The sequence below is a fragment of the Amycolatopsis thermophila genome, from assembly GCF_030814215.1.
GTDB lineage: Bacteria > Actinomycetota > Actinomycetes > Mycobacteriales > Pseudonocardiaceae > Amycolatopsis_E > Amycolatopsis_E thermophila.
Map to the genome: position 1 here is coordinate 424,201 of NZ_JAUSUT010000001.1, position 25,029 is coordinate 449,229.

A 25,029-nucleotide genomic window follows, 5' to 3' on the forward strand; every position below is an offset into this window, starting at 1 on the left:
GCGGTTATTCGCTGTGTTGTACGTCACATTACTTCACGACTGGACCGTTCGTGCGCTATCCGGCTCGGTTTCGTCGGCGCCGTGGGGTAGACGTGGTCGCGTGGACCTTCACCTCTTGCGCGAACGAGCCGAGACGCTGCTCCGGGCACTGGCCGGAGACGGCGCTACCCTGCGCGACGACCAGTGGACCGCCATCGAAGCCCTGGTCGCGCACCGCAGGCGTGCCCTCGTCGTGCAGCGCACCGGGTGGGGCAAATCGGCGGTCTACTTCCTGGCCACCGCCCTGCTGCGCGAGCGCGGGGGCGGTCCGACGGTCATCATCTCGCCGCTGCTGGCGTTGATGCGCAACCAGATCGCGGCGGCCGGGCGCGCCGGCATCCACGCGGCCACGATGAACTCGGCGAACCCGCAGGAGTGGGACGACGTGCAGGCGCGCATCGCCTCCGGGGAGATCGACGTGCTGCTGGTGAGCCCGGAACGGCTCAACAACCCGGACTTCCGCGACACGGTGCTGCCCAAGCTGACTGCCACGGCCGGCCTGCTGGTCGTCGACGAGGCGCACTGCATCTCGGACTGGGGCCACGACTTCCGGCCCGACTACCGGCGGCTGCGCACGCTCCTGGCCGGGCTGCCCGACGGCGTGCCGGTCCTGGCCACCACCGCGACCGCGAACGACCGGGTGGTCACCGACGTCGCGGATCAGCTGGGGCTCGGCCAGGGCGGTGACACGCTCGTGCTGCGCGGCCCGCTCGACCGCGAAAGCCTGCACCTGTCGGTCGCGAAGCTGCCCACGGCACAGGCGCGGCTGGCGTGGCTGGCCGACCGCCTCGGTGAGCTGCCCGGGTCCGGAATCATCTACACGCTGACCGTCGCGGCAGCCCACGACATCGCGGAAATGCTGCGGGAGCGCGGTTTTCCGGTGACGGCCTACACGGGCAAGACCGAACCGGCCGAGCGCGAGGCGGCCGAGGACGACCTCCTGGCCAACCGCGTCAAGGCTCTGGTGGCGACCTCGGCGCTGGGCATGGGCTTCGACAAACCCGACCTCGGGTTCGTCGTGCACGTCGGGGCGCCGTCCTCGCCGATCGCCTACTACCAGCAGGTGGGCCGTGCCGGGCGTGGCGTGCGCCGGGCCGAGGTGATCCTCCTGCCGGGCGAAGAGGACGCCGAGATCTGGCGCTACTTCGGATCATTGGCCTTCCCCGACGAACAGCGGGTGAACCAGGTGCTCAACGCGCTCGCCTACGCCGACCGGCCGCTGTCGACGGCGGCGCTGGAGCCGATGGTCGAGCTGTCCCGGTCGCGCCTCGAGATGGTGCTCAAGGTGCTCGACGTGGATGGCGCGGTGCGGCGGGTCAAGGGCGGCTGGGAGTCGACCGGGCAGGACTGGGCCTACGACCGCGAACGGTACGAGCGGGTGGCCCAGGCGCGGCGGGCCGAGCAGCAGGCGATGCTGGAGTACCAGGCGACCACGTCGTGCCGGATGGAGTTCCTGCGCCGGCAGCTCGACGACCCGTACGCCGAGCCGTGCGGCCGGTGCGACAACTGCACGGGCGAGCACCGGGACGTCACGGTGTCGGCCGAGGCCGTCGAGAAGACCGACGAACGGCTTCGACGGCCAGGCGTTGAGGTGAGCCCGCGACGCCAGTGGCCCACCGGCATGGGGACGCTCGACGTGCCCCTGTCCGGGCGCATCGTGAAGGGCGAACTCGCCGAGCCGGGTCGCACGCTCGGCCGACTCACGGACGTCGGGTGGGGCGGCCGGCTGCGCGAGCTGGTCGGCGAGCGAGCGGCGGACGGCGAAGTGCCCGAACCGGTCTTCCAGGCGTGCGTCCAGGTTCTGGCGGCGTGGGAATGGTCGCAACGACCGGTGGCGGTGGTGGCTCTGCCCTCGGCTACCCGGCCCCGGCTGGTGCACGACCTCGCCACCCGCCTGGCGCAGATCGGCAGGCTGCGCTTCCTCGGCGCGCTGGAAAGCCGGGGTGGACGTCCGCGGCGAGCGAACAGCGCGCAGCGGGTGGCGGATCTCTGGCACTCGCTTGCCGTGCCTGGAGAACTGGCCGCGGAGTTGTCCGGTGTGGAGGGACCGGTGTTGCTTGTGGACGATCTCGTGGACACCGGCTGGACACTGACGCTGGCCGCCCGGCTCCTCCGGCAGAGCGGGGCGCCGGCGGTGCTGCCATTCGCCCTGGCGAGCACGAGCTGAGGCGGGTGATGGGATGACCGATTGAGCGCCGCTGCGCGGAATCGGTGCGGAGGGCGGGGCAGACGGCGCCGCCCAAGGCCGGGCGGCGTGGCCCAAGGCCGGGCGGGCGGCCGAAGCCGAGGCGGCGCAGCCTAAGACCACGCGGCGCGGCCCAAGCCCAGCGGGCGGCCGAAACCGGGGCAACGTGGCCGAAGCCCGGCCGGGGGGCCGAAGCCGGGGCGGCGCAGCCGAAGCCCGGGCGGGGCTGCGTGGCCGAAGCCCGGGCGGGCGGCCGACGGAGGGAAGCTCGTGTGCGGTGGAGGGCGGCGTGGCTCTCGGCGGGTGGCGTCCTCGTGCGGCGGCGCAGCCACAGCCGAGGCCGCGGTTCCCCGTGGGTGCTGGCGCAACAGCACGGCTGCACGGCCGCGACGGAAGGACCGTGACTCCCGGCGAGTGCGGGACGTGGGGTGGTGCGGCTGGCGGCGCGGGGCGCCGGCGCGGCCGAGGGAGGCATGGCGTCAATGCGGCTGGTCGCCACAACGCACACGCACTCGCTGCGCTGGTGCCGACCGCAGCGCGGGCGGCACCGGCGCAGCCGAAGGGCGTGGCGGGTGCCGTGCGGGGCGCCGGGCGCCGCGACAGGCGGCCGGCGCGGTACGGGAGCGCTACCCAAAGTCGCAGGTCAGCTACTCCCGGACGAAAGTAATCTTTCGGTCCTGAGCGACGTGTGGCATTGTCCCACTCGATCGGGTGAACGTGGAGGTTATGCCATGGTCGAATCGAAGGTGAGCTCCCAGGTCCGGCACCGCCTGCCCGTGCGGAAGCTGTTCGCGGCCAGCGTGGGCAACGCGCTCGAGTGGTTCGACTGGACGATCTACGCGACGTTCAGCATCTACTTCGCCACGGCGTTCTTCCCCTCCGGGAACGACGTGCTCGCCCAGATCAACACCTTCGCCACCTACGCGCTCGCCTTCTTCTTCCGGCCCCTCGGTGGTCTCCTCCTCGGCCGGTTCGCCGACGTGCGCGGCCGCAAACCGGCCATGATCCTCACCATCAGCCTCATGGCCGGCGGCTCCGTGGTCATCGCGATCCTGCCGACGTTCCACCAGGTCGGATGGCTCGCCCCGATCCTGCTGCTCCTCGCCCGCGTGGCGCAGGGCCTCTCGCTCGGGGGCGAGGTCTCCAACGCCTCCGCCTACCTCGGCGAGATCGCCCCACCGAAATGGCGCGGCCGCTACTCGTCGTTCTTCTACATCTCGACCGGCTCCGCGGTGCTGCTCGCCTCCGTGCTCGGGTTCGTCCTCGCCCGCACCATGGACAAGGCCACCATGAGCTCCTACGGCTGGCGCATCCCGTTCCTCCTCGGCGGCATCCTCGGCCTCATCGGCCTGTGGCTGCGCCGCAGCCTCTCCGAGACCGAACAGTTCGAACAGAACAAGACGCGCGCCCGGAAAGTCCGCCGCCCGCTGCTGACCACCCTGCGCGAACACCCCAAGGCAGTCGGACAGCTCGTCGGCATCACCATGCTGTCCACGTTGTGCTACTACACGTTCTTCAGCGCCCTCACGCCGTTCGCGGTCAAGACCCGCCACGCCGACGACGTCGACGTCTTCCTCGCGCTCTCCGTCGGAACCGCACTGTTCGTCGCCCTGCAGTACCCCTACGGCGCGCTCGCCGACCGCATCGGGCGCAAACCCCAGCTCTTCGGCTGGTCCGCGGCCACCGCGATCCTCATCGTGCCACTGTCCACACTGGTCAAGCCCGGACTGGGCAACCTGCTCGTCGTCTTCTGCGTCGGCCTCGGGCTCTACGCGGCCCTGTCCAGCCTCGCCCCCGCGATCATGAGCGAACTCTTCCCCACCGAACTCCGCGGCCTCGGCATCGGCGCCTGGTACAACCTCACCGTCGCCATCTTCGGCGGCACCGCACCGCTGGTCATCAGCGCGCTGTCGGCGGCGGGCGCGTCGATCCTGTTCTTCTGGTACGTCGCCGCCGGCGCGGTCATCGCCTTCCTCGTGCTGCTCACCCTGCCCGAAACCAAAGGCAGCGAGCTGCGCTAACGCCGGAACGGCACCAGATCGTCAGCGTGCACGACCTCGCGGCGCTGCTCCTCCGGCAGCTCGTGGCTCGACCGGCCGATCAACTCCGGCAACTCCCCGGCGTCGAACGCCACCACGCCGCGCGCCACCACCCGCTGCGCCGGGTCCACGAGCTCGACGACGTCGCCCGCCTCGAAATCACCGTCCACACCGGTGATCCCCGCGGCGAGCAGCGACCGCCGACGGCGCACGACCGCGGCCACCGCGCCGTCGTCGAGATGCAGACGACCCCGCGTCCCGGCCGCGTAACCGAGCCAGAACCGGCGCGCGGACAACCGGGACTCGGCCGGGCGGAACGCCGTGCCCACCTCGGCCGTGGACAACGCACGCGCGGCCTCCGACGCCGCGGCCAGCAACACCGGGATACCCGCCGAAGCCGCGGTGCGCGCCGCCGCGAGCTTGGACACCATGCCACCCGTGCCCAGGCCCGAACTGGACATGCCGACGGCGATGCCCTCCAGATCCGCCGGGCCGGTCACCTCGGCGATCTTGCTCGTCGCCCCCGAACGCGGGTCCCCGTCGTACAGGCCGTCCACATCGGACAGCAACACGAGCGCGTCCGCGCCGATCAGGTGCGCCACCAGCGCCGCGAGCCGGTCGTTGTCGCCGAACTTGATCTCCTCGGTGGCGACCGTGTCGTTCTCGTTCACCACCGGCACCGCGCCCAGCGCGAGCAGCCGGGAGAACGTGCGCTGCGCGTTGCGGTAGTGCGCGCGCCGCACCACGTCGTCGGAGGTCAACAGCACCTGACCGACCGTCAGCGAGTACCGCCCGAACGACTCCGCGTAGGCGTGCGCCAACTGCAGCTGGCCGACACTGGCCGCGGCCTGCTGCGTCGCCAGGTCGCGCGGCCGTTTGCCCAGGGCGAGCGGCGCCAGCCCGGCGCCGATCGCGCCCGACGACACCAGCACGATCTGGCTGCCCGCCGCGATGCGCGTCGCGATCGCGTCGACCAGCGCGTTCAGGCGCGTCACGTCGAGCCCGTCACCGGTGGTCGTCAGTGCCGACGAACCGACCTTCACCACCAGCCGTTCGGCCGCCGCGACGGCTTTCCGGGCGACGCTCATCGCGCTTCCGCGTCCTCGGGCTCGTCGGGCCCGTCCCGGCGGATGCGGCGGGCCTCCTTGCGCTCGGCCGCCGACACCCGGTTGGTCTGCTCCAGCCGGGCATCGGTGCCCCGGCCGGTCATGTGCGCCGCCACGCCCGGCGTCGACGGCTCCCACTCGAACGTGATGTCGCCGATGGTCACCGGGCAGCCCGGCTCGGCGCCGCGCTTGGCCAGCGCGTCCTCGACGCCCAGCCGGTTGAGCCGGTCGGCGAGGTACCCCACGGCCTCGTCGTTGCCGAAGTCGGTCTGCCGGATCCACCGCTCGGGGCGGGCGCCGCGCACGATGAAGCCGCCCGGCTCCTCGGGGTCCTCCTCGATGGTGAACCCGGAGTCGTCGACCGCCACCGGGCGCAGCACGATCCGCGTCGGCTCGGCCACCGGCTGTGCGGCCCGGTACTTCTCGACCTCTCTGGCCAGCGCGAACGTCAGCTCCCGCAGGCCCTGGCGCGTCACGGTGGACACCTCGAACACCGGCAGTCCGCGTGCCTCGAACTCGGGCCGCACCATCTCCGCCAGCTCGGCGGCGTCCGGGACGTCGATCTTGTTGAGCACCACCACGCGCGGCCGCTCGTCCAGCTCCTCGCCCAGCGCGGGCGTGTAGCGGGCCAGCTCGGCCTCCAGGGCGTCCACATCGGACACCGGGTCGCGACCCGGTTCGAAGGTGGCGCAGTCGACGACGTGCACCAGCACCGCGCACCGCTCGATGTGGCGCAGGAAGTCGAGCCCGAGGCCCTTGCCCTCGCTCGCACCGGGGATGAGGCCGGGCACGTCGGCCATCGTGAAGACGGTGTCGCCCGCGTTGACCACGCCGAGGTTCGGCACCAGCGTCGTGAACGGGTAGTCGGCGATCTTCGGCTTGGCCGCGGACAGCACCGAGATCAGCGACGACTTGCCCGCGGACGGGAAGCCGAGCAGGCCCGCGTCGGCGACCGAGCGCAGCTCCAGCACCAGGCTGCGCTGCTCACCGGGCTCGCCGAGCAGGGCGAAACCGGGCGCCTTGCGGGCCTTGGACGCCAGGGCCGCGTTGCCGAGGCCGCCCCGGCCGCCCTGCGCGGCGACGAACGTGGTGCCCGGGCCGACCAGGTCCGCCAGGACCTCGCCGTCCTCGGTCATCACGACCGTGCCGTCGGGCACCTTCAGTTCCAGGGTCTCGCCGGCCGCGCCGGCGCGATTGCTTCCCTGCCCCTGGCGGCCGTTGGTGGCCTTGGCGTGCGGGTGGAAGTGGAAGTCGAGCAGCGTGTGCACGTTCGGGTCGACGACGAGCCGGACGTCGCCGCCGTTGCCGCCGTTGCCCCCGTCGGGGCCGCCGAGCGGCTTGAACTTCTCGCGGTGGATCGAGGCACAGCCGTGCCCGCCGTCGCCCGCGGCGACGTGGATCACCGCGCGGTCAACGAACCGGGACGCCATCGTGAAGCCTCTTCTCGTTGGTTCGGAGGGATACAGCCACTTTCAGCAACAAGGGGCGGGACCGGATGTGTTCCGGGCCCGCCCCTCGCTGAAGGTGCTGGGTTGTCTCGCCGGACCCTCAGGCCTCGACCGGGACGATGTTGACCGTCTTGCGACCGCGCTTCGAGCCGAACTCCACGGTGCCCGCGGACAGGGCGAACAGCGTGTCATCGCCGCCGCGGCCCACGTTCAGGCCGGGGTGGAACTTGGTGCCGCGCTGGCGGACCAGGATCTCACCGGCGTTGACGTTCTGACCGCCGAAGCGCTTCACGCCGAGGTACTGGGGGTTGGAGTCGCGCCCGTTGCGGGAGCTGGACGCACCCTTCTTGTGTGCCATGGCTCCTGGGGCTCCTTACTTCGTGATTCCGGTGACCTCGACGCGGGTCAGCTTCTGACGGTGACCCTGCCGCTTGTGGTACCCGGTCTTGTTCTTGAACTTGTGGATGCGGATCTTGGGACCCTTGGTCTGCTCGACGACCTTGCCGGTGACCGAGATCTTCGCGAGTGCTTCGGCATCCGCCGTGACATCGCTGCCGTCGACGTACAGCACGGCGGGGAAAGAGTGCTCGGTGCCCGGCTTGCCCTCGAGCTTCTCGACCTCGACGACGTCGCCGACGGCCACCTTGTACTGCTTGCCGCCGGTCTTGACGATCGCGTACGCCGACACGGAAGTCTCCTGCTTACTCGACAATGGGTGAGGGCTTGCGCCACGTCCCGCTCTACCGCGGTCCGATGATCGCGCCATAGCCCATCCGGGGATGGGCCGTCTTACAGGTTACGTGACGCCCCGGTGCCGGGTGACACCGGGGCGCACAAACATCAGCTCTGGTCCGTCGCGTGGACCGGAGGGCCTGCCGGACGGGAGGCCGCGCGGCGCGGGCGCCGGCGGGTCGTCCGGGTGGCCGGGGTGGGCACGTCGACCTCCGGGGAGGTCTCGGCGCCCTCAACAGGCTGCTCCGCGGGCTGAGCGGTCTGCTCCGCGGGCTGAGCGGTCTGCTCAGTGGGCTGAGCAGCCTGCTCAGCGGGCTTGGCAGCCTGCTCAGCGGGCTTGGCAGCCTGCTCAGCGGGCTTGGCAGCCTGCTCGGTCGCACTGGTGGCCGGGGCGGCCACCTCCGCCGAGGTGGCGGGCTCGGGAGGCGCGGCGGGCCTGCGGGCGACGCGGCGGGCCCGGGACGGCTTCGCCCCGGACTTCTCCGGCGCCGGCTGCTCGCCGGTGCCGGTCTGCGCCGCGGACTCGGCCTGCGCGGTGTTGTCCGCCGGAACGGCATCCTGCGAGCGCGCAGCGGTGTCGGGCCGGGCCGACGAGGTGCCCCCGGCGGGAGCCGCCGCGGCGGCCGGAGACCCGGCAGCAGGCTCAGCGGCCGCGGCCCGGCCCGACGGGGTACCTCCCGCGGGCTGACCGGCGGCCTCCGGCTGCGTCGACGAGGTACGGCCCTCGCGCTGAGCAGCGGGAACGGCGGCAGCGGCCGTCGACCGGTCCGCGGCGGCAGTGCCCTCGGACCGGGCGGCCGGAGCCGCGGCCTCAGCCTTGGTTTCGGCCGGCGAAGCGGCTTCCGGGGCGGCGCCGTCCAGAGCGCCGCTGTCGGCCTCGGCCTCGTGTTTCTCGTCACCCTCGGTCTTCGTCGAGGCGATCTTCGCGGCCTTGGCCATCGCCTCGACCGCCGAGATCGTGCTCTCCCGCTGCACCGGGGACGGCTCGGGGCTCTTCGGCGTCTCCGCCGGCTGCTCCTCCGCCTTCGCGCGGCCACGGGACCGGCGCGAACCGCCGCCACCACCGCCGTGCTGGTGACCGTTGCCGCCGCCGTTGCCGGACTTCACCGGCTCGGTCGAGACGATCACGCCGCGGCCCTTGCAGTGCTCACACGTGGTGGAGAACGCCTCGAGCAGCCCCGTGCCGATCTTCTTGCGGGTCATCTGCACCAGGCCCAGCGACGTGACCTCCGCCACCTGGTGCCGGGTGCGGTCGCGGCCCAGGCACTCGGTGAGCCGCTTGAGCACCAGCTCGCGGTTGGACTCCAGCACCATGTCGATGAAGTCGATGACGATGATGCCGCCGATGTCGCGCAGCCGCAGCTGGCGGACGATCTCCTCGGCCGACTCGAGGTTGTTGCGGGTGACCGTCTCCTCGAGGTTGCCGCCCGACCCGGTGAACTTGCCGGTGTTGACGTCGATGACCGTCATCGCCTCGGTGCGGTCGATCACCAGGTACCCGCCCGAGGGCAGCCACACCTTGCGGTCCAGCGCCTTGGTGATCTGCTCGTCGATGCGGTGCTCGGCGAGCACGTCACCGGTGCCGACGTAGCGCTTGAGCCGCGGGGTCAGGTCCGGCGCGACGTGCTCGACGTAGGCGCGGATGGTCTCCCACGCCGTGTCGCCCTGGACCTCCAGCTTCGCGAAGTCCTCGGTGAACAGGTCGCGGATCACCTTGACCAGCAGGTCCGGCTCCTCGTAGAGCATCACCGGAGCGGACGACTTCTTCCCACCCGCGGCGGAGTCGGCCTTCTCCTTGACGACCTCCCACTGCGCCTTCAGGCGCCGGACGTCGCGCTCCAGCTCCTCCTCGCTGATGCCCTCCGAGGCGGTGCGGATGATCACGCCCGCGTCCTCGGGGACGATCCGCTTGAGGATGTCCTTGAGCCGCCGCCGCTCGTTCTCCGGCAGCTTGCGGGAGATCCCGGTCGCGCCGCCCGAGGGCATGTAGACCAGGAAGCGGCCGGGCAGGGAGATCTGGGTGGTCAGCCGGGCGCCCTTGTGCCCGACCGGGTCCTTGGTGACCTGCACCAGCACGTTGTCGCCGGTGGACAGGGCCTGCTCGATCTTGCGGGACTTGCCCTCCAGTCCGGCGGCGTCCCAGTCGACCTCACCGGCGTACAGCACGGCGTTGCGACCGCGGCCGATGTCGACGAACGCGGCCTCCATCGAGGGCAGGACGTTCTGCACGCGACCCAGGTAGACGTTGCCGACGATCGAACCGCTGCCCTGCGAGGTCACGAAGTGCTCGACCAGGACGCCGTCCTCGAGGACGCCGATCTGGGTGTGCTCGCCGCGCTCGGCGACGACCATCGTGCGCTCGACCGACTCACGCCGGGCCAGGAACTCGGCCTCGGACAGGATCGGCGCGCGGCGGCGGCCCGCCTCGCGGCCGTCGCGGCGGCGCTGGCGCTTGGCCTCCAGCCGCGTCGAGCCGCGGACGCTGCGGACACCGTCCGAGCTGCTGGTGCTCTTCTCCTCGGCCTTCGTCTCGCGGACGTGGACGACGGTGTTCGGCGGGTCGTCGTTGGTGTTCTCGGCGTTGTCACCGTCGGAGCCCTTGCGGCGGCGACGGCGGCGACGGCGGCGGCTCGAACCCTCGCCCTCGTCGCTCTCGTCGGAGGGCTCCGCCTCCTCGGCGGTGTCCTCGTCCTCGGCCCTGGCGGTCTCCTCGGCCGGCTTGGCCTCGTCGGTCTCGGTGGTCTCGGTGGCGTTCTCGTCGCCGCCCTTGCCCCGGCCACGGCCGCGGCGGCCACGACGACGGCGGCGGCGGCCGGTGGCGTCCTCGCCGTCGGCGTCGTCGGCGTCCTCGTCGCGCTGGGGCTCCTCGGCCGGCTTGGCCCGGACGGGTTCCTCCGCGGCGGTGGCCTCGGGCGGCAGGAACACCGGCGACGGGGCCGCGAAGACCGGCATGTGGACGGCGCGCTTGGGCTCCGGCGGGGCCGCCGGGTCCGCGGCCGGCTCCGGCTCCGCGGTCGGCGGGACGGCCTTGAGCTCGGGCTTCGCCGAGGGCCGGCCGGCGCGCGCTGCGGGCTGCTGCTCGCCCTTGCTGCGGGCGGCGGGCTGGTCGGCGGGCGCCTGGCCAGCCGTCTCGGACGCGGCCGGCTGGCTTGCCGCAGCTCGAGCGGCGGCCTGTTCAGCCGAGGCCTGGGCGGCGGGCTCCGCGGCCTTCCGCCCAGCGGGAGCCTGGGCGGCGGCGTTCTCGACGGGAGTCTCCGGGGCCTTCTGCCCGGCGCGCGCCTGGGTGGCGGGCTGCTCGGCGGGGGCCTGGGTGGCCCGCTCCGCGGCCTTCCGACCGGCACGCGCCTGGGTGGCGGGGGCCTGGGTGGCGGCCGCCTGGGTGGCGGGCTGCTCGGTGGAAGCCTGGGCGACGGGCGCCTCCGGCTCGGCCGGGGTCTCGACGACCGGTTCCGGCGTGCTCTCCGGCACCGTGTCCGGGGCCCGCGCCGCGTCCTCGGCGGGGGCGACCGCCCCGGGCGCAGCCGCCTCGCCGGCGGCCTGCTCCTCCGCCGGTGCGAGCGCCTCGGCGACCTTGACCGCGACCTCACGCGGCACGCTCGACTGCGCGCTGCGGGCGGTCTCACCCAGTTCGGTGAGCTTGGCGAGCACGACCCGGCTGTTGGAGCCGAGCAGCTTCGCCAGTGCGTGAACCCTGACCCGGGGCGGCAACTCGCCCAGCGGGCCGGTTGCGGGTAGGGCGGTGTTCCCGCCGGTGTTCTCGGCGGGTGTGTCCGCGTTCGACATACATCTCCTCCGCCCCCGGGCGCGTCTCCAGCCACGCGGGCTGGCGGACGCGGCCGCACAGGGGCCCTTCCTGTCTGTTCCGCCGGGGTGGTCACCACCAGCGGGAATCCTGTGCCTCATCTCGCCACGACGGTGCCGGGGTCCGGCACCCGCCGACAGCAGGTCCACTCGGTGACGGGCCGTCCGAGCCGGCGGTTCCCGCCCGCCTGCCGCTCGTCGAGCCACCCAGGTGGTTCCTGGCGGCGACGACCTGGCGCTCTTCCGGCCTGTCTCCGGACCGCTCCCACCGGATGGACCGCAGGTAGCGGACGTGTCGGCGGAAGCAGCCAAGTCGAGTATCCCACACGGTGCGTCCGGTGCGGTGTACTCGGTGCCAACCGGGGTGTGACCACGGCCGGGGGAACTTCCCCGTGGCGCTTGTCGGCACCGCCCGGGTGGCTTAGCGTGCGGCTGAGTATCGCCGGCCCCCGCCGCTGTTCGCCCTGCTGGAGGTCCCGTTGCCCGCCTTGGGACGGTCACTGGTCGCGATCACGTGCGCCGCGCTGGTCGTGGCGCCGGCGCGGGCCGCGGCGGCGGACCCGGAGCCGGCGTGTTCGGACAGCGGACGGAGCGTGCGGCACCTGGTGGTCTTCGATCCCGGTACCGCCGAGGTCGCGGCGCGCGAGCAGGCCGGCGCGGCGTGCGGGCAGCTGACCGGGTATTACCCGCAGATCGGGGTGGGGGTGGTCACCTCCACCGATGCCGGGTTCGGCGCGCGGATGGGTCCGGGGCGCACGTACAGCGCGCAGAACGACCGTCGCACCGGCACGCGGTCGGTGCGACGGGCACTGCCGGCGACGGGGCCGTCGGAGGTGTCGAGGGCGGACCGCAGCGGCGAGCAGTGGAACCTGGCCGCGGTCGGCGGACCCGGCGAGGGCAGTCCGGACGTGGTGGTCGGCGTGCTGGACTCCGGCATCGACCCCGACCACCCGGACCTGGCGGATGCGGTGGACCGCGACGAGTCGGCGAGCTGCGTCGGCGGTGTCGCGGACCCCTCCGAGCGGGCGTGGCGGGCGACGACGTCGGCGCACGGCACGCACGTGGCCGGGATCATCGCGGCGGCCGACGACGGCAGAGGCACGACCGGGGTGGCGCCCGGCACGCGGGTCGCGTCGGTGAAGGTGATCGACGACCGCGGGGTCGTCACACCGGAGGCCGTCGTGTGCGGCCTGATGTGGGCGGCCGAGCACCGGATGGCGGTCACCAACTCGAGCTACGCGATCAACACGTGGGGGCCGGCCTGCTCGGGTTCACCGCACGAAGCGGTGCGCGAAGCTCTCGAGCGGGCCGTGGACTACTCGGCCACGCGGGGAACGCTGAACGTGGCGGCCGCGACGAACGACGCGCTGGACCTGACGCCGTCGCCGCGATCCGGCTGCGACGCGCTGCCGGCGGCGCTGCGGGACGTCGTCACGGTGTCGGCGGTCGGGCCGGACGGGGTCAAAGCCGGGTACAGCTCCTACGGGCTCGGAGTCGTGGACCTGACGGCGCCCGGCGGTGCCGGTGACACGTGCGTGCTGTCCACGACGCCGGGCGGGTACGACACGCTGTGCGGCACCTCGATGGCGGCGCCGCACGTGGCGGGCGCGGCGGCGGTGCTGGCAGCCGAGCGACCCGGCTCGACGGCGCGACAGCTGCGGCGGGCGCTGGAGGACCGAGCGCTGCCGGTGCCGTGCCCCGCGGACTACGACCTCAGCGGCGACGGGCGGCAGGACGCGTTCTGCGCCGGGTACACCGGGTACAACGGGTTCTACGGGCACGGACTGGTGCGCGTCGGTTGAGGCGCGTGAGCACGCGCGAATCGCACCGCGGCCGGGGCGGCTGACGGTGCCGGGTCAGCGCAGGAGCAGTCCGCTCAGCCGGCGGGTCGCGCCCCAGATTCCCAACGCCGTCAGCGCGGCCAGGTAGGCGATGTGGCCGATCATGCCGGGGTGCAGGGCACCCACTGCCAGCTCCCGCATCAGCTGGATCCCGTGGTAGAGCGGCGAGCACTGCACGACGATCCGCAGCACCTCCGGGTACACCGACAGCGGGTAGAACGTGGTGGAGAACAGGAACATCGGCACCACGGCCAGCTGGATGTAGTCGAACTGGGACGTCGAGCGCAGGAAGGTCGCGCACGTCATGCCGACCGCCGCGAAGGCGAGCGCGATCAGCAGCGCGACCGGGATCAGCAGCAGCGCCCACGGCGACGTGACCAGCCCCATCACGGCCATCACTACGAAGAACGCCACCGAGTAGAGGCCGCCGCGCAGGACCGCCCAGGAGATCTCGCCGATCGCGATGTCCAGCGGGCCGATGGGAGTCGCCAGCATCGCGTCGTAGGTCTTGGCGTAGCGGAACTTGAAGAACACGTTGAACGTGCTGTCGAAGATCGCGCCGTTCATCGCCGACGAGGCCAGCAGGGCGGGCGCGACGAACGCGACGTAGCTCATCGGGGCGCCGTCCGGACCGGTCGCGTCGCCGACCAGCCTGCCGAAGCCGATCTGGAACGCGACGAGGTAGAACAGCGGCTCCAGGACCCCGGAGGCGAACACCAGCCACATACGCGAGTAGGCGAGGACCGACCGCTCGACGATCTTGCTCGCCCGGCCGGCGTAAAGGCCGGGCGGGAGGACCCGGAGCAGGACGCCGCGGCGGGCGGGTCCCGTCAGCACGGTCATGGCGTAGCTCCTCGGCGAGCGGAGAGGGCGCGGGGCGCGCGCCGCGGTGATGGATGCGGGACCGACGTTGGCGCGGCGAGGCGCGTCCGCGGGTGACGGCCGGGCGGCAGTGTGTGCAGTGGAACGCCCCGGCGAGCGGGTCCGAACAGGGGTGTCGCGCGACGCGGGGAGTGGCCTCGGGTTGGCCGGCCGCTGCGCACGACGAGTTTCGGTTGGTCCCAGGGAAGGGGGACGGTGGGGAACCGGCCAAGCGTGTGGGCGCGGTGGAGGCCGGGCGGGAGGAGCCGGAGCGGGACGCCGCCGCGGGCGAGTTCCCTCAGCACGGCCATGGCGCAGCTCCTCGGCGGGCCGAGAGGGCGCTGGGGTGATGGATGCGGGACCGACGTTGGCGCAGCGGCGGGCGTCGGCGGGTGGAAGGCGGGCCGGAGGCCCCGAAGCGGGACGCCGCGGCGGGCGGGTTTGAGCAGCAGTGTCGCGCGGCGCGGGGAGTGGGCACGGGTCGGGTAGCCGCTGCGGGAGGCGCGCTGTGGCCGGTCCCAGCGACGCGGAGTGGTCGGGAGCTGGTCCGCGTGAATCGTGTCCTGTGGCATGGCGGTCTCACACCACCAGTCGTCGGTAGAAGTAGTGGTGGGCCAGGTAGGCCCCGACGGCGAAGAGGGCCGCCAGGAAGGCCAGGTGACCGAGCGCGGGCCACCACCGCAGGCCGCCCAGGGTGACGCCCCGCGCCAGTTCGTTGCCGTGCCACAAGGGCGAAATCCACGCCAGCCACCGCAGTGCGAGCGGGATCTGCTCGACCGGGAAGAACGTGCCCGCGAACAACGTCATCGGCATCACCACGAACCGGAACACGCCGTTGAACCTCGTGCCCTCGTCGTAGGTCGTCGCGGCCAGTGCGGTCACCGGCGCGGCGCACGCCAGACCCGTCACGGCGCCCACAACCACGACCAGCACGGCCCCCGCGTTCAACCACGCCCCGAACGGGATCGCGATCAGCGCGTACACGGCACCGGACAGCAGCAGCCGCAACGTCACCCAGATCAGGTGCCCGCCCAGCACCTGCCCGGGCGTGACCGGCGTCGCCGTGACGGCCAGGTAGTCCTTCTGCCACTTGAACCCCGACAGCACCGGGTACGTCGACTCCCCCACCGCGTTCTGCAGCGCCGCCGACACCAGCAGCGCGGGCGCGATGTAGTGCACATAGGACAGTCCGCCGGTGGCGGGCCCCGCCTGCACCTGGGAACCGAAGCCCAGCCCCATCGCGAGCAGGAACAGCAGCGGCTGCAGACCGGTCGAGTACACATTGGACTTCCAGTACCGCCGGTACCACGCCCAGTAGCCCTCGACGCGCAACCACGCGCCCTGCCACGCCGGCACCACCCGGCCCGTCGACACCACGCTCATCAGTCCACCAGCGTCCGTCCGGTCAGCCGGAGGAACACGTCCTCCAGGGTGCTGCGCCGCACCAGCGAGGACAACGGCCGCACGCCTCGCTGGTGCACCTGCTCCAGTGCGGCCTCCCCGGCCGCGGTGTAGAGCAGCAGGCGGTCCGGCAGCACCTCGACGCGGTCGGCCAGGTCGGCCACCCGGTCAGCGGGCGCCTCCTGCCCCGGCGGGAACCGCAACTCCAGCACCTCCCGCGTGGAATAGCGCAGGATCAGGTCCGACGGCGACCCCTCGGCCACGATCCGGCCGCCGTCCATGACCACCAGCCGGTCGCACAGCTGCTCGGCCTCGTCCATGTAGTGCGTGGTGATGATGAGCGTGACGCCCTGGGCCTTGAGCCGGAACAGCCTGTCCCACAACAGGTGCCGCGCCTGCGGGTCGAGCCCGGTGGTCGGCTCGTCGAGCAGCAGCAGCTCCGGGTCGTTGACCAGGGCGCGCGCGATGGTCAGCCGCCGTTTCATGCCACCGGACAGCGGCTCGACCTCGTCCCCGGCGCGGTCGGACAGCTGCGCGAACTCCATCAGCTCGACCGCCTTGCGCCGCACGTGCGCCCGCGACAGCCCGAAGTAGCGGCCGTAGACCTGCAGGTTCTGCCGCACGGTCAGCTCGTTGTCGAGGTTGTCCTGCTGCGGCACGACACCGAGCCGGGCGCGGATGCGCGGGCCCTCGATGTCGGGGTCCATGCCCAGCACCGTCAGGTCACCGTCCGAACGCGGCGACACCGACGCGATCATCCGCATGGTCGACGACTTGCCGGCGCCGTTGGGCCCGAGGAACCCGAACGCCTCCCCGCGCCGGACCTCCACGTCGATCCCGCGCACCGCCTCGAAGTCGCCGAAGCGCTTCACCAGCGCCTTGGCCTGCACCATGCTCGGTTCGTCCACGCCTGGCAGACTACGACCGACCACCGACAGTTTTCGATCGTTTTACGGCGCGGCCAGTTCCCGGGTCAACGCGGACGCGGCCGTCCGCACGGCCGGGGCGAGCCGCTCCACGTCGAGCCGCGCGGTGCTCCCGGTGATGGACACCGCCGCGATCAGGCGCCGGTTCCGGTCGAACACCGGGGCGGCCACGGCGGCGACACCGAGCTCGGCTTCCTCGTGGTTGACCCCGTACCCGCGCTCGACGGCCCGGTCGAGATCGCGCCTGAGCAACCCCGGCGCGACGATCGTGCGGGGCGTCCGGCGCGCGAGACCGGCCTCGGTGACGCGGTGGAAGTACTCCGGCGGCCCGAGCGCGAGGAACACCTTGCCGGTCGCGGTGCAGTGCACCGGCATGCGGCCGCCGACGCGCGAGACGATGGGTGTGGACCGGTGGCCGGTGACCTTCTCCAGGAACAACGTGTGGCAGCCGTCCGGCACGGCGAGGTGGATGTTCTCGTGCGTGGCCTCGTACAGGTCCTGCAGGTACGGCAGTGCGGCTTCACGCAGCTCGCGGCGCCGGGGCACGCGCTGGCCGAGCTCGAAGAGCTTCATGCTCAAGCGGTAGGAGGCGCCCTCGCGCTCCAGTCCGCCCCACCGGACGAGCTCGGCGACCAGCCGGTGGGCGGTGGCCTTCGGCAGGCCGGTGCGCGCGGACAGTTCGGCCAGGGAGAGTTCGACGTCGGCAGGTTCGAACGCGTCGAGCAGCCGCAGGCCGCGAGCCAGCACGGACTTCGGGACGTCGCCGTCGTTGGCGGTCATCCCCTGATGGTAAATCGCCGAGGGGCTCCCGGTGGGGATCAACCACACCGGAAGCCCCCTCGGCCGGTTGGTCACAGGTCGGGGAACCAGAGCTTCAGCTCGCGCTCGGCCGACTCGGGCGAGTCCGAGCCGTGCACCAGGTTGAACTGGGTCTCCAGGCCGTAGTCCCCGCGCAGCGTGCCGGGAGTGGCCTTCTCCACCGGGTCGGTGCCGCCGGCCAGCTGGCGGAAGGCCGCGATGGCCCGCACGCCCTCGACGGCGATCGCGACGACCGGGCCGGAGGTGATGAACTCCAGCAGGTCGCCGAAGAACGGCTTGTCCTTGTGCTCGGCGTAGTGCTCCTCGGCGACCGAACGCTCGACGGTGCGCAGCTCCAGCGCGGCCAGCTTCAGCCCCTTGCGCTCGATGCGCGAAATGACCTCGCCGACGAGGCCGCGCTGTACGCCGTCGGGCTTGACCAGGACCAGCGTGCGTTCACTCACGACTGCGTTTCTCCTTAAGAACACGTGCACGGATTGACCGGAAGCCTACTGGCCTGGTCAGCGCCGCGGTTCCAGGGTGGTCGACCACAGCGCGGCGCCGGTGCCGTCACGAAGATCGACGCGCAGTTCGCCCGTGCCGCCGTCGATGTTGATTTCGCCGAAATGCTGGAAACCGCCCATCGGCGAGGTGTTGGCCGCGGGCGGGGCGTGCACGAAAACCGCCTCCGGGCCGAAGGTCGGGTCGAGCGTGTTCGGGCCGAACGCACCCGCGTGCAGTGGCCCGGAAACGAATTCCCAGAACGGGTCGAAATCCTGCACGGCCGCGCGGTCCGGCGAATAGTGGTGGGCCGCGGTGTAGTGCACGTCCGCGGTCAGCCACACCGTGTTGCGCACCTTGCGCTTCGCGAGTTCACGCAGGACCCAGGCGATTTCGCTTTCCCGGCCGGCGGGCGCGCCGGGCCGGTTGTTCGCCACGCCCTCGATGCCGGTGCCGTCGAGCACCGCGAGCCCGATGGGCAGGTCGGCCTGCACGATCTTCCACGTCGCGCGGCTGCGGGACAGGCCGTCGACGAGCCACTGCGCCTGCTTCTCGCCGAGGATGTGCCCGGGCCGGGTCTGGTCGGCGGTGTTGGCGTCCTTGTAGCTCCGCATGTCCAGGACGAACACCTCGAGCCGCGAGCCGTAGGTGAAGCTGCGGTAGACGCGGCCGTCGACCGCGCGCTTCGGGTCGATCGGCTGCCATTCGTGGAAGGCCCGGAACGCGCGCGCGGCCAGGACGTCGACGCGCTTTTCGGTGTACTGCGGCAGATCCAGGATCTCGCCCGGGTACCAGTTGTTGGTCACCTCGTGGTCGTCCCACTGGACGTAGCTCGCGGTCGCCGCGGTGAACGCGCGGACGTTGTCGTCGAGCATGTTGTAGGCGAACTGCCCGCGGTACTCGTCGAGGGTTTCGGCGACCTTCGACTTCTCCGGGGTGACGATGTTGCGCCACACCCGCCCGTCGGGCAAGGTGACCGACTCGGTGAGCGGGCCGTCGGCGTACACCGTGTCGCCGCTGTGCAGGAACAGGTCCGGCTTGCGGGCGAGCATCGCGGAGTAGGCGGTCAGGCCGCCGATGTCGGGGTTGATGCCCCAGCCCTGGCCGACCACGTCGCCCGACCAGGTAAGCCGGACGTCGCTGCGCCCGACGGGCGCGGTCTTGAAGGTGCCGGCCAACGGTTCGCTGCGCACGCGGCCGTCGAGGGATTCGGCGGTGACGCGGTAGTGCACCTCGGTGCCCGGGGCGAGCGCGGAGATCCGCAGCTTGCCGGTGCCGCCGGTGTCCGGGGTGAGCAGCGGACCGCGCACGGTGCGGGCGTTGCGGAAGGACGGGTCGCGGGAGATCTCGACGACCATCCGGGACGGCCGGTCGGCGCGGGTCCAGACCAGTCCGGAGGTGGGGGTCACGTCGCCGGACTGGATGCCGTGGGTGAGCACCGGGCGGTCCGTGCGGACGAGGGTGGTGGCGCTCGCCAGGGGGCCGGCCAGGACACCGGCGGCCAGGACACCGGCGCCGGCGAGGCCGGTTCTGAGGGCGGAGCGTCGCGTCTGTTCGGTCATGCCGGTGTTCTATGCGGCGGCGGAAGCCGGAGGGCCAACTCCGGCTGTCCGCCCGGTGAATTACGCGGCGGCTCGCTGACGGCCGTCGGCGGTGCGCAGGCCGTAACCGAAGACGCGGTCCACGGCGATGTGTGCGAGCCAGGCCAGGGCGAGGGGGAAGGTGTTCGGGACGAAGCTGAAGACCACGAGGAACAGCACGGGCGACGCCCAATGGTGGGCGGCGTTGTAGAACGGCACGACCCGCCGCGGCAGGATGCCGCGACCGGCCGGTGGGGCACCGATCCCGGCCAGGAACGTCAGGTCCGGCCCGATCAGGCCCAGCAGCACGGCGCCGACGGTCCACCCGCCGTGCTCGACGGCCTCGAACACGGCGAACGCGAGCAGGAAGGCGGCGGCGACGGCCCAGGCGATGCGCTTCACGGGAACTCCTCCGAGATCGGGTATCCATTTCGAGAGCAGTGCTCTCAACATGGACGAGCGTGCCCGCATCGGCGCCCTTTGTCAAGAGCACCGCTCTCGGTTCGGATCGCCGCTACTCGGTGGGTTGCTGCTGGCTCGGCAGGCGTCCCTGCGCCATCCGCTTGGCCACGTCATTGCGCAGCCACAGCGCCCACAACCAGAACGCGGCGAACAGCAGCCCGATGATGCCGATCGCGACCTGCACGAAGAAGTACGCGATCAGCGCGACCTGCAGGACCAGGATCACCGGCACCGCCCAGCGCCGCTTCAGGACCCCGCACAGCAGGACGTGCAGGACGGCGATGACGATGACCCCCCAGCCCGGGACCGTGCCCACACCGCCGCCCAGGTTGGCGATGATCGGCACCGCCAGGCCGACGGTGATCGCCTCGCAGATCAGGGTGCCGGCCATGACCCCGCGGAAGGACTTCATCGGGTCCTTCGCCGGCGGCCGCACCGTCTTCTCCTCGCTCACGCCGGCTCCTTCCCGAACAACGTCCGCGCGTCCCCCACCGTGACGACCGAGCCGGTGATCAGCACGCCGCCACCGGCCAGCGGTTCGCCCGGGTCGTCGCTCTCCTCGACCAGCGCCACGGCCGTCTCCACCGCCGCGTCCAAACTGGACTCGGCGACCACCCGGTCCTCGCCGAAGATCGACAGCGCCAGCTCGTTCAGCTCGTCCAGCGGCATCGCGCGGGGCGAGCTGTTCTTGGTGACCACCACGTCGGAGACCACCGGTTCGAGCGCCTCCAGGATGCCGCGCACGTCCTTGTCGTCGAGCACGCCGATGACCGCGGTGAGCTTGCGGAAGGCGAACTCCTCCTCGATCGCGGTGGCCAGCGCCCGCGCGCCGTGCGGGTTGTGCGCCGCGTCGAGCAGCACCGTCGGTGCGGACCGGACGCGCTCCAGCCGTCCCGGGTTCTCCACGGCCGCGAACGCCTCGCGCACCGCCTCGATGTCCAGCCGCCGGTCCTTGCCCGCGCCGAAGAAGGCCTCGACGGCGGCCAGCGCCAGCAACGCGTTGTTCGCCTGGTGCGCGCCGTGCAGGGGCAGGAAGATCTCGTCGTAGACGCCGCCGAGGCCCTGCAGGCTCAGCATCTGCCCGCCGACCGCGATCTCCCGTCGCAGCACCCCGAACTCGCTGCCCGCGCGCGCGACCGTGGCGTCGACCTCGACGGCCCGCTCCAGCAGCACGCGCAGCGCCTCGGGCTCCTGCTCGGCGATGATCGCGACGCTGCCCGGCTTGATGATCCCGGCCTTCTCCCCCGCGATCTCGCCGAGGTCCGTGCCCAGGTAGTCGGTGTGGTCGAGGCCGACCGGCGTGATGACGGCGACCTGGCCGTCGGCCACGTTGGTGGCGTCCCACGTGCCGCCCATGCCGGTCTCGACGACGGCGGCGTCGACCGGGGCGTCGGCGAACGCCGCGAACGCCATGCCGGTGAGCACCTCGAACTTGCTCATCTTCGGGCCGCCCGCGCCGTCCACCATGCCGACGTAGGGCTCGATGTCGCGGTAGACGTCCACGTACTTCGACGCGGCGATCGGATGCCCGTCGAGCGCGATCCGCTCGGTGACCAGCTGCAGGTGCGGGCTGGTGTAGCGGCCGACGCGCAGGCCCAGCCGGGACAGCAGCGCGTCGACCAGGCGGGTGACCGAGCCCTTGCCGTTCGTGCCGGCCACGTGGATGACCGGGTACGTCTTCTGCGGGTCGCCCAGCACGGTCATCAGCGCGGTGATCCGGTCGAGCGACGGCTCGATCTTCGTCTCCGGCCAGCGCTGGTTCAGCTCGGCCTCGACGCGCAGCAGCTCCTGGCGGGCCCGGCGCTCGATCTCCTCGAGGTCGACCGGGTCGATCTCGGCCGGATCGTCGGGCAGGGGCCCGGCCACGAAGTTGCCCCCGCTGGACAGCTCCGCCGGGTACTCCTCGTCCTCGCCCGATGTCACACGTTCTCCCTACTCAGCCGGGGCCGACTACCCCGCCGAGTCTACTTTCGCCGGTCCTGGCAGGTTGGGCTGCATGCCGTTCGACCACAACCACGCCTACCACCGGCTGTTGCTGCGGCACGTGCCCGCTGGGGCGCGCACCGCGCTCGACGTGGGCTGCGGGTCGGGACGGTTCGCCCGCAGGCTGGCCGCAGCGGGGCTCGCCGTCGAGGGCATCGACGCGTCCGCGGAGATGATCACGCTCGCGCGGGCGCTCGGGCCGGCCGCGATCACCTACCGCAACGAAGACGTCACGACGGCCGAGCTCGGGCGCTACGACTTCGTCTCGTGCCTGGCGTCGCTGCACCACGTGCCGTTCGAGACGGTGACGAAACTGCGCGGCGCTGAACCCGGGCGGAGTGCTGGCGGTCCTCGGCCTGGCGAAGCCGCGCTCGCCCGGGGACTGGGTGAAGTGGGGCCTGCTCGCGCCGCCGGTGAACCTGGCGGCGCGGCTCGTCGTGGTGGCCGGGGAACACCTGAACGGCGGCCCCGATCCCGTCGCGTCGCCCCCGGTTCGGGACTGGGAGACGACGATGACGCAGGTGCGGCGCGAGTCGGCGGCGCTGCTGCCCGGGCGGACCGTGCGGCCGCTGCTGTTCTTCCGCTACCTGCTGCTCTACCGAGCCTGACGCGCGGCGATGCGCGCCTGCACCTCGGGGCGGCGCAGGGGCGGCACCGTGGCCGGGGGTTGGCGGCGCGCGGGCAGCTCGTCGAGCAGCCGCGTGGTGATCTCGGCGATCTCGGCCACCGCCCGTTCGAAGGGTTCGCGCGTGGCGTCCGACAGCGTCTGCACGCCGGTCACCTTCCGCACGTACTGGCGCGCGGCGGCCTCGATCTCCTCGGCCGTCGCCGACGGCTCCAGCCCGCGGAGCACGGTGATGTTTCGGCACATGCGGCCGAGGGTACGCGCGCCGCGGCCTCGACGGGGACACTCCGATCGGGCAAGCTCGGGGCAGCTTCGAGTGCACGAGGAGGTGTACACCCTGGCCACGGACTTCGGCGCGTACGTCGAGCGCCACCCCGTTCCCGCAACCGGGATCCCCTTCGCCGTCAAGGACTTCCTCGACGTCGCCGGCCAGACGACCCGCAACGGCACGCCCGGTCTGGGACACCACGTCGCGGCCGAGGACGCCGAACCGGTCGCCCGGCTGCGCGCGGCCGGTTACGTACCGGTCGCCCGGACCACCGTGCCCGAGCTGGCCTGGTCGGTCCGCACCCCGGGCTGCCGCAACCCGCGGGACCCCCGACGGGACGCGGGCGGCTCGAGCGGCGGGTCGGCGGTCGCGGTCGCCATCGGGGACGTGCCGGTCGCGCTGGGCACCGACACCGGCGGCTCGATTCGCATCCCGGCCGCGCTGTGCGGCGTCGCGGGGCTGCGGCCCACCCACGGCACGATCTCGATGCGCGGAGTGACCCCGCTGACGCCGTCGATGGACACCGTCGGGCCGATCGCGCGGACCGCCGCGGAGTGCCTCGAGGTGCACCGGATCCTCGGCGGCGCGGTGGAAGGCGCGCCGGAGAGCGTCGAGGGTCTGCGGCTGGGCTGGCCGGAACACCTGTGGGGCACCAAGATCGATCCGGAGGTGCTGCGGATCGTCGAAGGCGCGCGGGACGTCCTGCGGGCGTCGGGCGCGGAGATCGTGCCGGTCGAGCTGCCGCTGGGCCACCGGCACGCGCGGTCCGCCGGGTTCACGACCATGCTGTTCGAGTCGGCGCAGCTGTGGTGGCAGGCCTACCAGGACGACCCGTCCGGCCTGCGGGGCCGCGCGATCGGGCAGCTCAAGGCCGGCAGCGAGGTCACGCGGGACGACTACGACGCGGCCCGCGAGCACGCCGCCGCGATCGCCGGCGAGGTGGACGACGCGTTCACCGAGGTCGACGCCCTGCTGATGCCCACCGTGCCGGTCGCCGCCGCGCTCGCCGAAGCCGACGCGGTCGAGGTCGGCGGGCGGGCCGAGGCGATCGAGAACGCCTACTACCGGCTGACCGCGCTGGCCGCGGTCAGCGGGCACCCCGCGCTGACGGTCCCGGCCGGGCTGACCGCCGACGGCCTCCCGGTCGGCGCCCAGCTCGTCGGGCCCCGACGGCGGGAGGCCCTCCTCTGCCTGCTCGGCACCACGATCGAAGGAGGCTCCCGGTCATGACCAAACCCGACCCGCGCGACCTGCTCGGCATCCGCGGCCTGCTCCACGACGAGGAGCGCGAGATCGCGGACACGGTGCGGACGTTCGTCCGCAAGGAGGTCGCCGACCACGCCGGCCAGTGGTTCGAGGACGCGACGTTCCCGCGGCACCTGGTCGGGCAGCTCGGCGAAATGGGTCTGCTCGGCATGCACCTGACCGGTTACGGCTGCGCGGGCACCAGCGCGACCGCCTACGGCCTGGCGTGCCTGGAGCTGGAGGCCGGCGACAGCGGGCTGCGCAGCTTCGTGTCCGTGCAGGGCTCGCTGGCGATGTTCCCGATCTGGAAGTACGGCTCGGACGAGCAGAAGGACCGGTGGCTGCCGGCGATGGCACGCGGCGAGGCGATCGGCTGCTTCGGCCTCACCGAGCCCGACCGCGGCTCCGATCCCGGCGACATGCGCACCTACGCCCGCCGCGACGGCGACGACTGGATCGTCAACGGCGCCAAGATGTGGATCACCAACGGCACCCTCGCCGACGTCGCGGTGGTCTGGGCGCGCACCGACGAGGGCGTGCGCGGGTTCGTCGTGCCGACGGACACCCCGGGTTTCACCGCACGGGAGATCAAGCACAAGCTGTCGCTGCGGATGTCGGCCACGGCGGAGCTGTCGTTCGACGACATGCGCCTGCCCGCCGACGCGGCGCTGCCCGGCGTGACCGGATTGAAGGGGCCGCTGTCGTGCCTGTCGGAGGCGCGGTTCGGCATCCTGTTCGGGGCCCTCGGCGCGGCACGCACCTGCTACGAGAGCGCTCTGGACTACGCGGCGAGCCGGGAGCAGTTCGGGCGCCCGATCGGCGGTTTCCAGCTGACGCAGCAGAAACTGGTCGGGATGGCGCTGGAGCTGAACAAGGGCATGCTCCTCGCGGTGCACCTGGGCCGGCGCAAGGACGCCGGCGACCTGCCGCCGGAACTGGTCAGCTTCGGCAAGCTCAGCAACGTGCGCACGGCGATCGACGTCGCCCGCACCTCGCGCACCATCCTGGCGGCGAACGGGATCAGCCTCGAGTACCCGGTCCTGCGGCACGCCAACAACCTGGAGAGCGTGCTGACCTACGAGGGCACCGAGGAGATCCACACGCTGGTGCTGGGCCAGCTGCTGACCGGCCAGAGCGCCTACCGCTGAGGCGAACGGGTGGCGGGCGGCCGTCCGGTCGACACCCGCA

The 25,029-nt window shown here is 72.4% G+C and carries 20 protein-coding genes and 1 pseudogene; 6 read left to right on the top strand and 15 right to left on the bottom strand.

Annotated features, from left to right (window positions below):
* The first annotated feature begins 100 nt into the window (after nt 1-100).
* On the top strand, nt 101-2,206 hold the full coding sequence (locus FB470_RS01945) for a RecQ family ATP-dependent DNA helicase (RefSeq protein ID WP_306988229.1): 2,106 nt from the start codon (nt 101-103) through the stop codon (nt 2,204-2,206).
* Between the two features lie 749 nt (nt 2,207-2,955).
* Nucleotides 2,956-4,245, top strand: a complete 1,290-nt coding sequence (locus FB470_RS01950; RefSeq protein WP_306988230.1) for an MFS transporter — start codon at nt 2,956-2,958, stop codon at nt 4,243-4,245.
* Here the strand turns inward: FB470_RS01950 and proB are convergent.
* The 5 genes from proB to FB470_RS01975 all read right to left on the bottom strand — a co-directional run bounded on the left by proB (nt 4,242) and on the right by FB470_RS01975 (nt 11,332).
* Nucleotides 4,242-5,351: a glutamate 5-kinase gene (gene proB / locus FB470_RS01955; protein WP_306988232.1), complete on the bottom strand. Its 1,110-nt coding sequence runs from the start codon at nt 5,349-5,351 to the stop codon at nt 4,242-4,244. The two genes, FB470_RS01950 and proB, sit on opposite strands and share 4 nt — an antisense overlap.
* Nucleotides 5,348-6,799, bottom strand: coding sequence for a GTPase ObgE (gene obgE / locus FB470_RS01960; protein WP_306988233.1), 1,452 nt, complete (start codon nt 6,797-6,799; stop codon nt 5,348-5,350). Before obgE ends, proB begins: the two co-directional genes overlap by 4 nt.
* Nucleotides 6,800-6,917: 118 nt before the next feature.
* Entirely contained in the window at nt 6,918-7,175 is a 258-nt protein-coding gene (rpmA, locus tag FB470_RS01965; protein ID WP_306988235.1) for a 50S ribosomal protein L27, read from the bottom strand.
* Between the two features lie 15 nt (nt 7,176-7,190).
* On the bottom strand, nt 7,191-7,505 hold the full coding sequence (gene rplU, locus FB470_RS01970; protein WP_017987730.1) for a 50S ribosomal protein L21: 315 nt from the start codon (nt 7,503-7,505) through the stop codon (nt 7,191-7,193).
* A 152-nt stretch (nt 7,506-7,657) separates the two neighbouring features.
* The gene (locus FB470_RS01975) at nt 7,658-11,332 is read right to left on the bottom strand and encodes an Rne/Rng family ribonuclease (RefSeq protein WP_306988239.1); all 3,675 of its coding nucleotides are present in this window, start codon (nt 11,330-11,332) and stop codon (nt 7,658-7,660) included.
* Between the two features lie 497 nt (nt 11,333-11,829).
* On the opposite strand from FB470_RS01975, the gene FB470_RS01980 reads away from it, so the two are divergent.
* Entirely contained in the window at nt 11,830-13,152 is a 1,323-nt protein-coding gene (locus FB470_RS01980) for a S8 family peptidase (protein ID WP_306988241.1), read from the top strand.
* A gap of 54 nt (nt 13,153-13,206) precedes the next feature.
* Here FB470_RS01980 and FB470_RS01985 read toward each other — a convergent pair whose 3' ends face one another.
* The 9 genes from FB470_RS01985 to folC all read right to left on the bottom strand — a co-directional run bounded on the left by FB470_RS01985 (nt 13,207) and on the right by folC (nt 21,643).
* Nucleotides 13,207-14,034, bottom strand: a complete 828-nt coding sequence (locus FB470_RS01985; protein WP_306988243.1) for an ABC transporter permease — start codon at nt 14,032-14,034, stop codon at nt 13,207-13,209.
* A gap of 597 nt (nt 14,035-14,631) precedes the next feature.
* Complete coding sequence (locus FB470_RS01990) at nt 14,632-15,435, bottom strand: ABC transporter permease (protein WP_306988245.1); 804 nt, start codon at nt 15,433-15,435, stop codon at nt 14,632-14,634.
* Nucleotides 15,435-16,346 (bottom strand): ABC transporter ATP-binding protein, encoded by a 912-nt coding sequence (locus FB470_RS01995; RefSeq protein ID WP_306999016.1) that lies wholly within the window; start codon nt 16,344-16,346, stop codon nt 15,435-15,437. Before FB470_RS01995 ends, FB470_RS01990 begins: the two co-directional genes overlap by 1 nt.
* A gap of 57 nt (nt 16,347-16,403) precedes the next feature.
* Nucleotides 16,404-17,159: an IclR family transcriptional regulator gene (locus FB470_RS02000; RefSeq protein WP_306988247.1), complete on the bottom strand. Its 756-nt coding sequence runs from the start codon at nt 17,157-17,159 to the stop codon at nt 16,404-16,406.
* 71 nt (nt 17,160-17,230) lie between these two features.
* Nucleotides 17,231-17,641: a nucleoside-diphosphate kinase gene (gene ndk, locus FB470_RS02005; RefSeq protein WP_017987723.1), complete on the bottom strand. Its 411-nt coding sequence runs from the start codon at nt 17,639-17,641 to the stop codon at nt 17,231-17,233.
* Nucleotides 17,642-17,698: 57 nt separating this feature from the next.
* Complete coding sequence (locus tag FB470_RS02010; protein WP_306988248.1) at nt 17,699-19,240, bottom strand: alkaline phosphatase D family protein; 1,542 nt, start codon at nt 19,238-19,240, stop codon at nt 17,699-17,701.
* 60 nt (nt 19,241-19,300) lie between these two features.
* Complete coding sequence (locus FB470_RS02015; protein WP_306988249.1) at nt 19,301-19,660, bottom strand: DUF4260 family protein; 360 nt, start codon at nt 19,658-19,660, stop codon at nt 19,301-19,303.
* 112 nt (nt 19,661-19,772) lie between these two features.
* Nucleotides 19,773-20,174, bottom strand: coding sequence for a DUF4233 domain-containing protein (locus FB470_RS02020; protein ID WP_306988251.1), 402 nt, complete (start codon nt 20,172-20,174; stop codon nt 19,773-19,775).
* Nucleotides 20,171-21,643 (bottom strand): bifunctional tetrahydrofolate synthase/dihydrofolate synthase, encoded by a 1,473-nt coding sequence (gene folC / locus FB470_RS02025; RefSeq protein ID WP_306988252.1) that lies wholly within the window; start codon nt 21,641-21,643, stop codon nt 20,171-20,173. The genes FB470_RS02020 and folC overlap by 4 nt, the downstream gene beginning before the upstream one ends.
* A gap of 73 nt (nt 21,644-21,716) precedes the next feature.
* Between folC and FB470_RS02030 the strand changes: the two are divergent.
* Nucleotides 21,717-22,311: pseudogene (locus FB470_RS02030) on the top strand (class I SAM-dependent methyltransferase).
* Here FB470_RS02030 and FB470_RS02035 read toward each other — a convergent pair.
* Nucleotides 22,299-22,574, bottom strand: coding sequence for a DUF2277 domain-containing protein (locus tag FB470_RS02035; RefSeq protein ID WP_306988254.1), 276 nt, complete (start codon nt 22,572-22,574; stop codon nt 22,299-22,301). The pseudogene FB470_RS02030 and the gene FB470_RS02035 overlap by 13 nt on opposite strands.
* A 70-nt stretch (nt 22,575-22,644) precedes the next feature.
* Here FB470_RS02035 and FB470_RS02040 point away from each other — a divergent pair, with 70 nt between their 5' ends.
* Complete coding sequence (locus tag FB470_RS02040) at nt 22,645-23,826, top strand: amidase (protein ID WP_306988256.1); 1,182 nt, start codon at nt 22,645-22,647, stop codon at nt 23,824-23,826.
* A complete protein-coding gene (locus tag FB470_RS02045) occupies nt 23,823-24,989 on the top strand; it encodes an acyl-CoA dehydrogenase family protein (RefSeq protein ID WP_306988257.1) in 1,167 nt (388 codons plus the stop codon). Before FB470_RS02040 ends, FB470_RS02045 begins: the two co-directional genes overlap by 4 nt.
* Nucleotides 24,990-25,029 lie beyond the last annotated feature (40 nt).

Excerpts from the sequence above, each read along its gene's own strand:
- FB470_RS01950 (WP_306988230.1), top strand. The coding sequence starts at position 2,956 with ATGGTCGAATCGAAGGTGAGCTCCCAGGTCCGGCACCGCCTGCCCGTG.
- proB (WP_306988232.1), bottom strand. The coding sequence starts at position 5,351 with ATGAGCGTCGCCCGGAAAGCCGTCGCGGCGGCCGAACGGCTGGTGGTG.
- obgE (WP_306988233.1), bottom strand. The coding sequence starts at position 6,799 with ATGGCGTCCCGGTTCGTTGACCGCGCGGTGATCCACGTCGCCGCGGGC.
- rpmA (WP_306988235.1), bottom strand. The coding sequence starts at position 7,175 with ATGGCACACAAGAAGGGTGCGTCCAGCTCCCGCAACGGGCGCGACTCC.
- FB470_RS01975 (WP_306988239.1), bottom strand. The coding sequence starts at position 11,332 with ATGTCGAACGCGGACACACCCGCCGAGAACACCGGCGGGAACACCGCC.
- FB470_RS01985 (WP_306988243.1), bottom strand. The coding sequence starts at position 14,034 with ATGACCGTGCTGACGGGACCCGCCCGCCGCGGCGTCCTGCTCCGGGTC.
- FB470_RS01990 (WP_306988245.1), bottom strand. The coding sequence starts at position 15,435 with ATGAGCGTGGTGTCGACGGGCCGGGTGGTGCCGGCGTGGCAGGGCGCG.
- FB470_RS01995 (WP_306999016.1), bottom strand. The coding sequence starts at position 16,346 with ATGGTGCAGGCCAAGGCGCTGGTGAAGCGCTTCGGCGACTTCGAGGCG.
- FB470_RS02000 (WP_306988247.1), bottom strand. The coding sequence starts at position 17,159 with ATGACCGCCAACGACGGCGACGTCCCGAAGTCCGTGCTGGCTCGCGGC.
- FB470_RS02010 (WP_306988248.1), bottom strand. The coding sequence starts at position 19,240 with ATGACCGAACAGACGCGACGCTCCGCCCTCAGAACCGGCCTCGCCGGC.
- FB470_RS02035 (WP_306988254.1), bottom strand. The coding sequence starts at position 22,574 with ATGTGCCGAAACATCACCGTGCTCCGCGGGCTGGAGCCGTCGGCGACG.
- FB470_RS02045 (WP_306988257.1), top strand. The coding sequence starts at position 23,823 with ATGACCAAACCCGACCCGCGCGACCTGCTCGGCATCCGCGGCCTGCTC.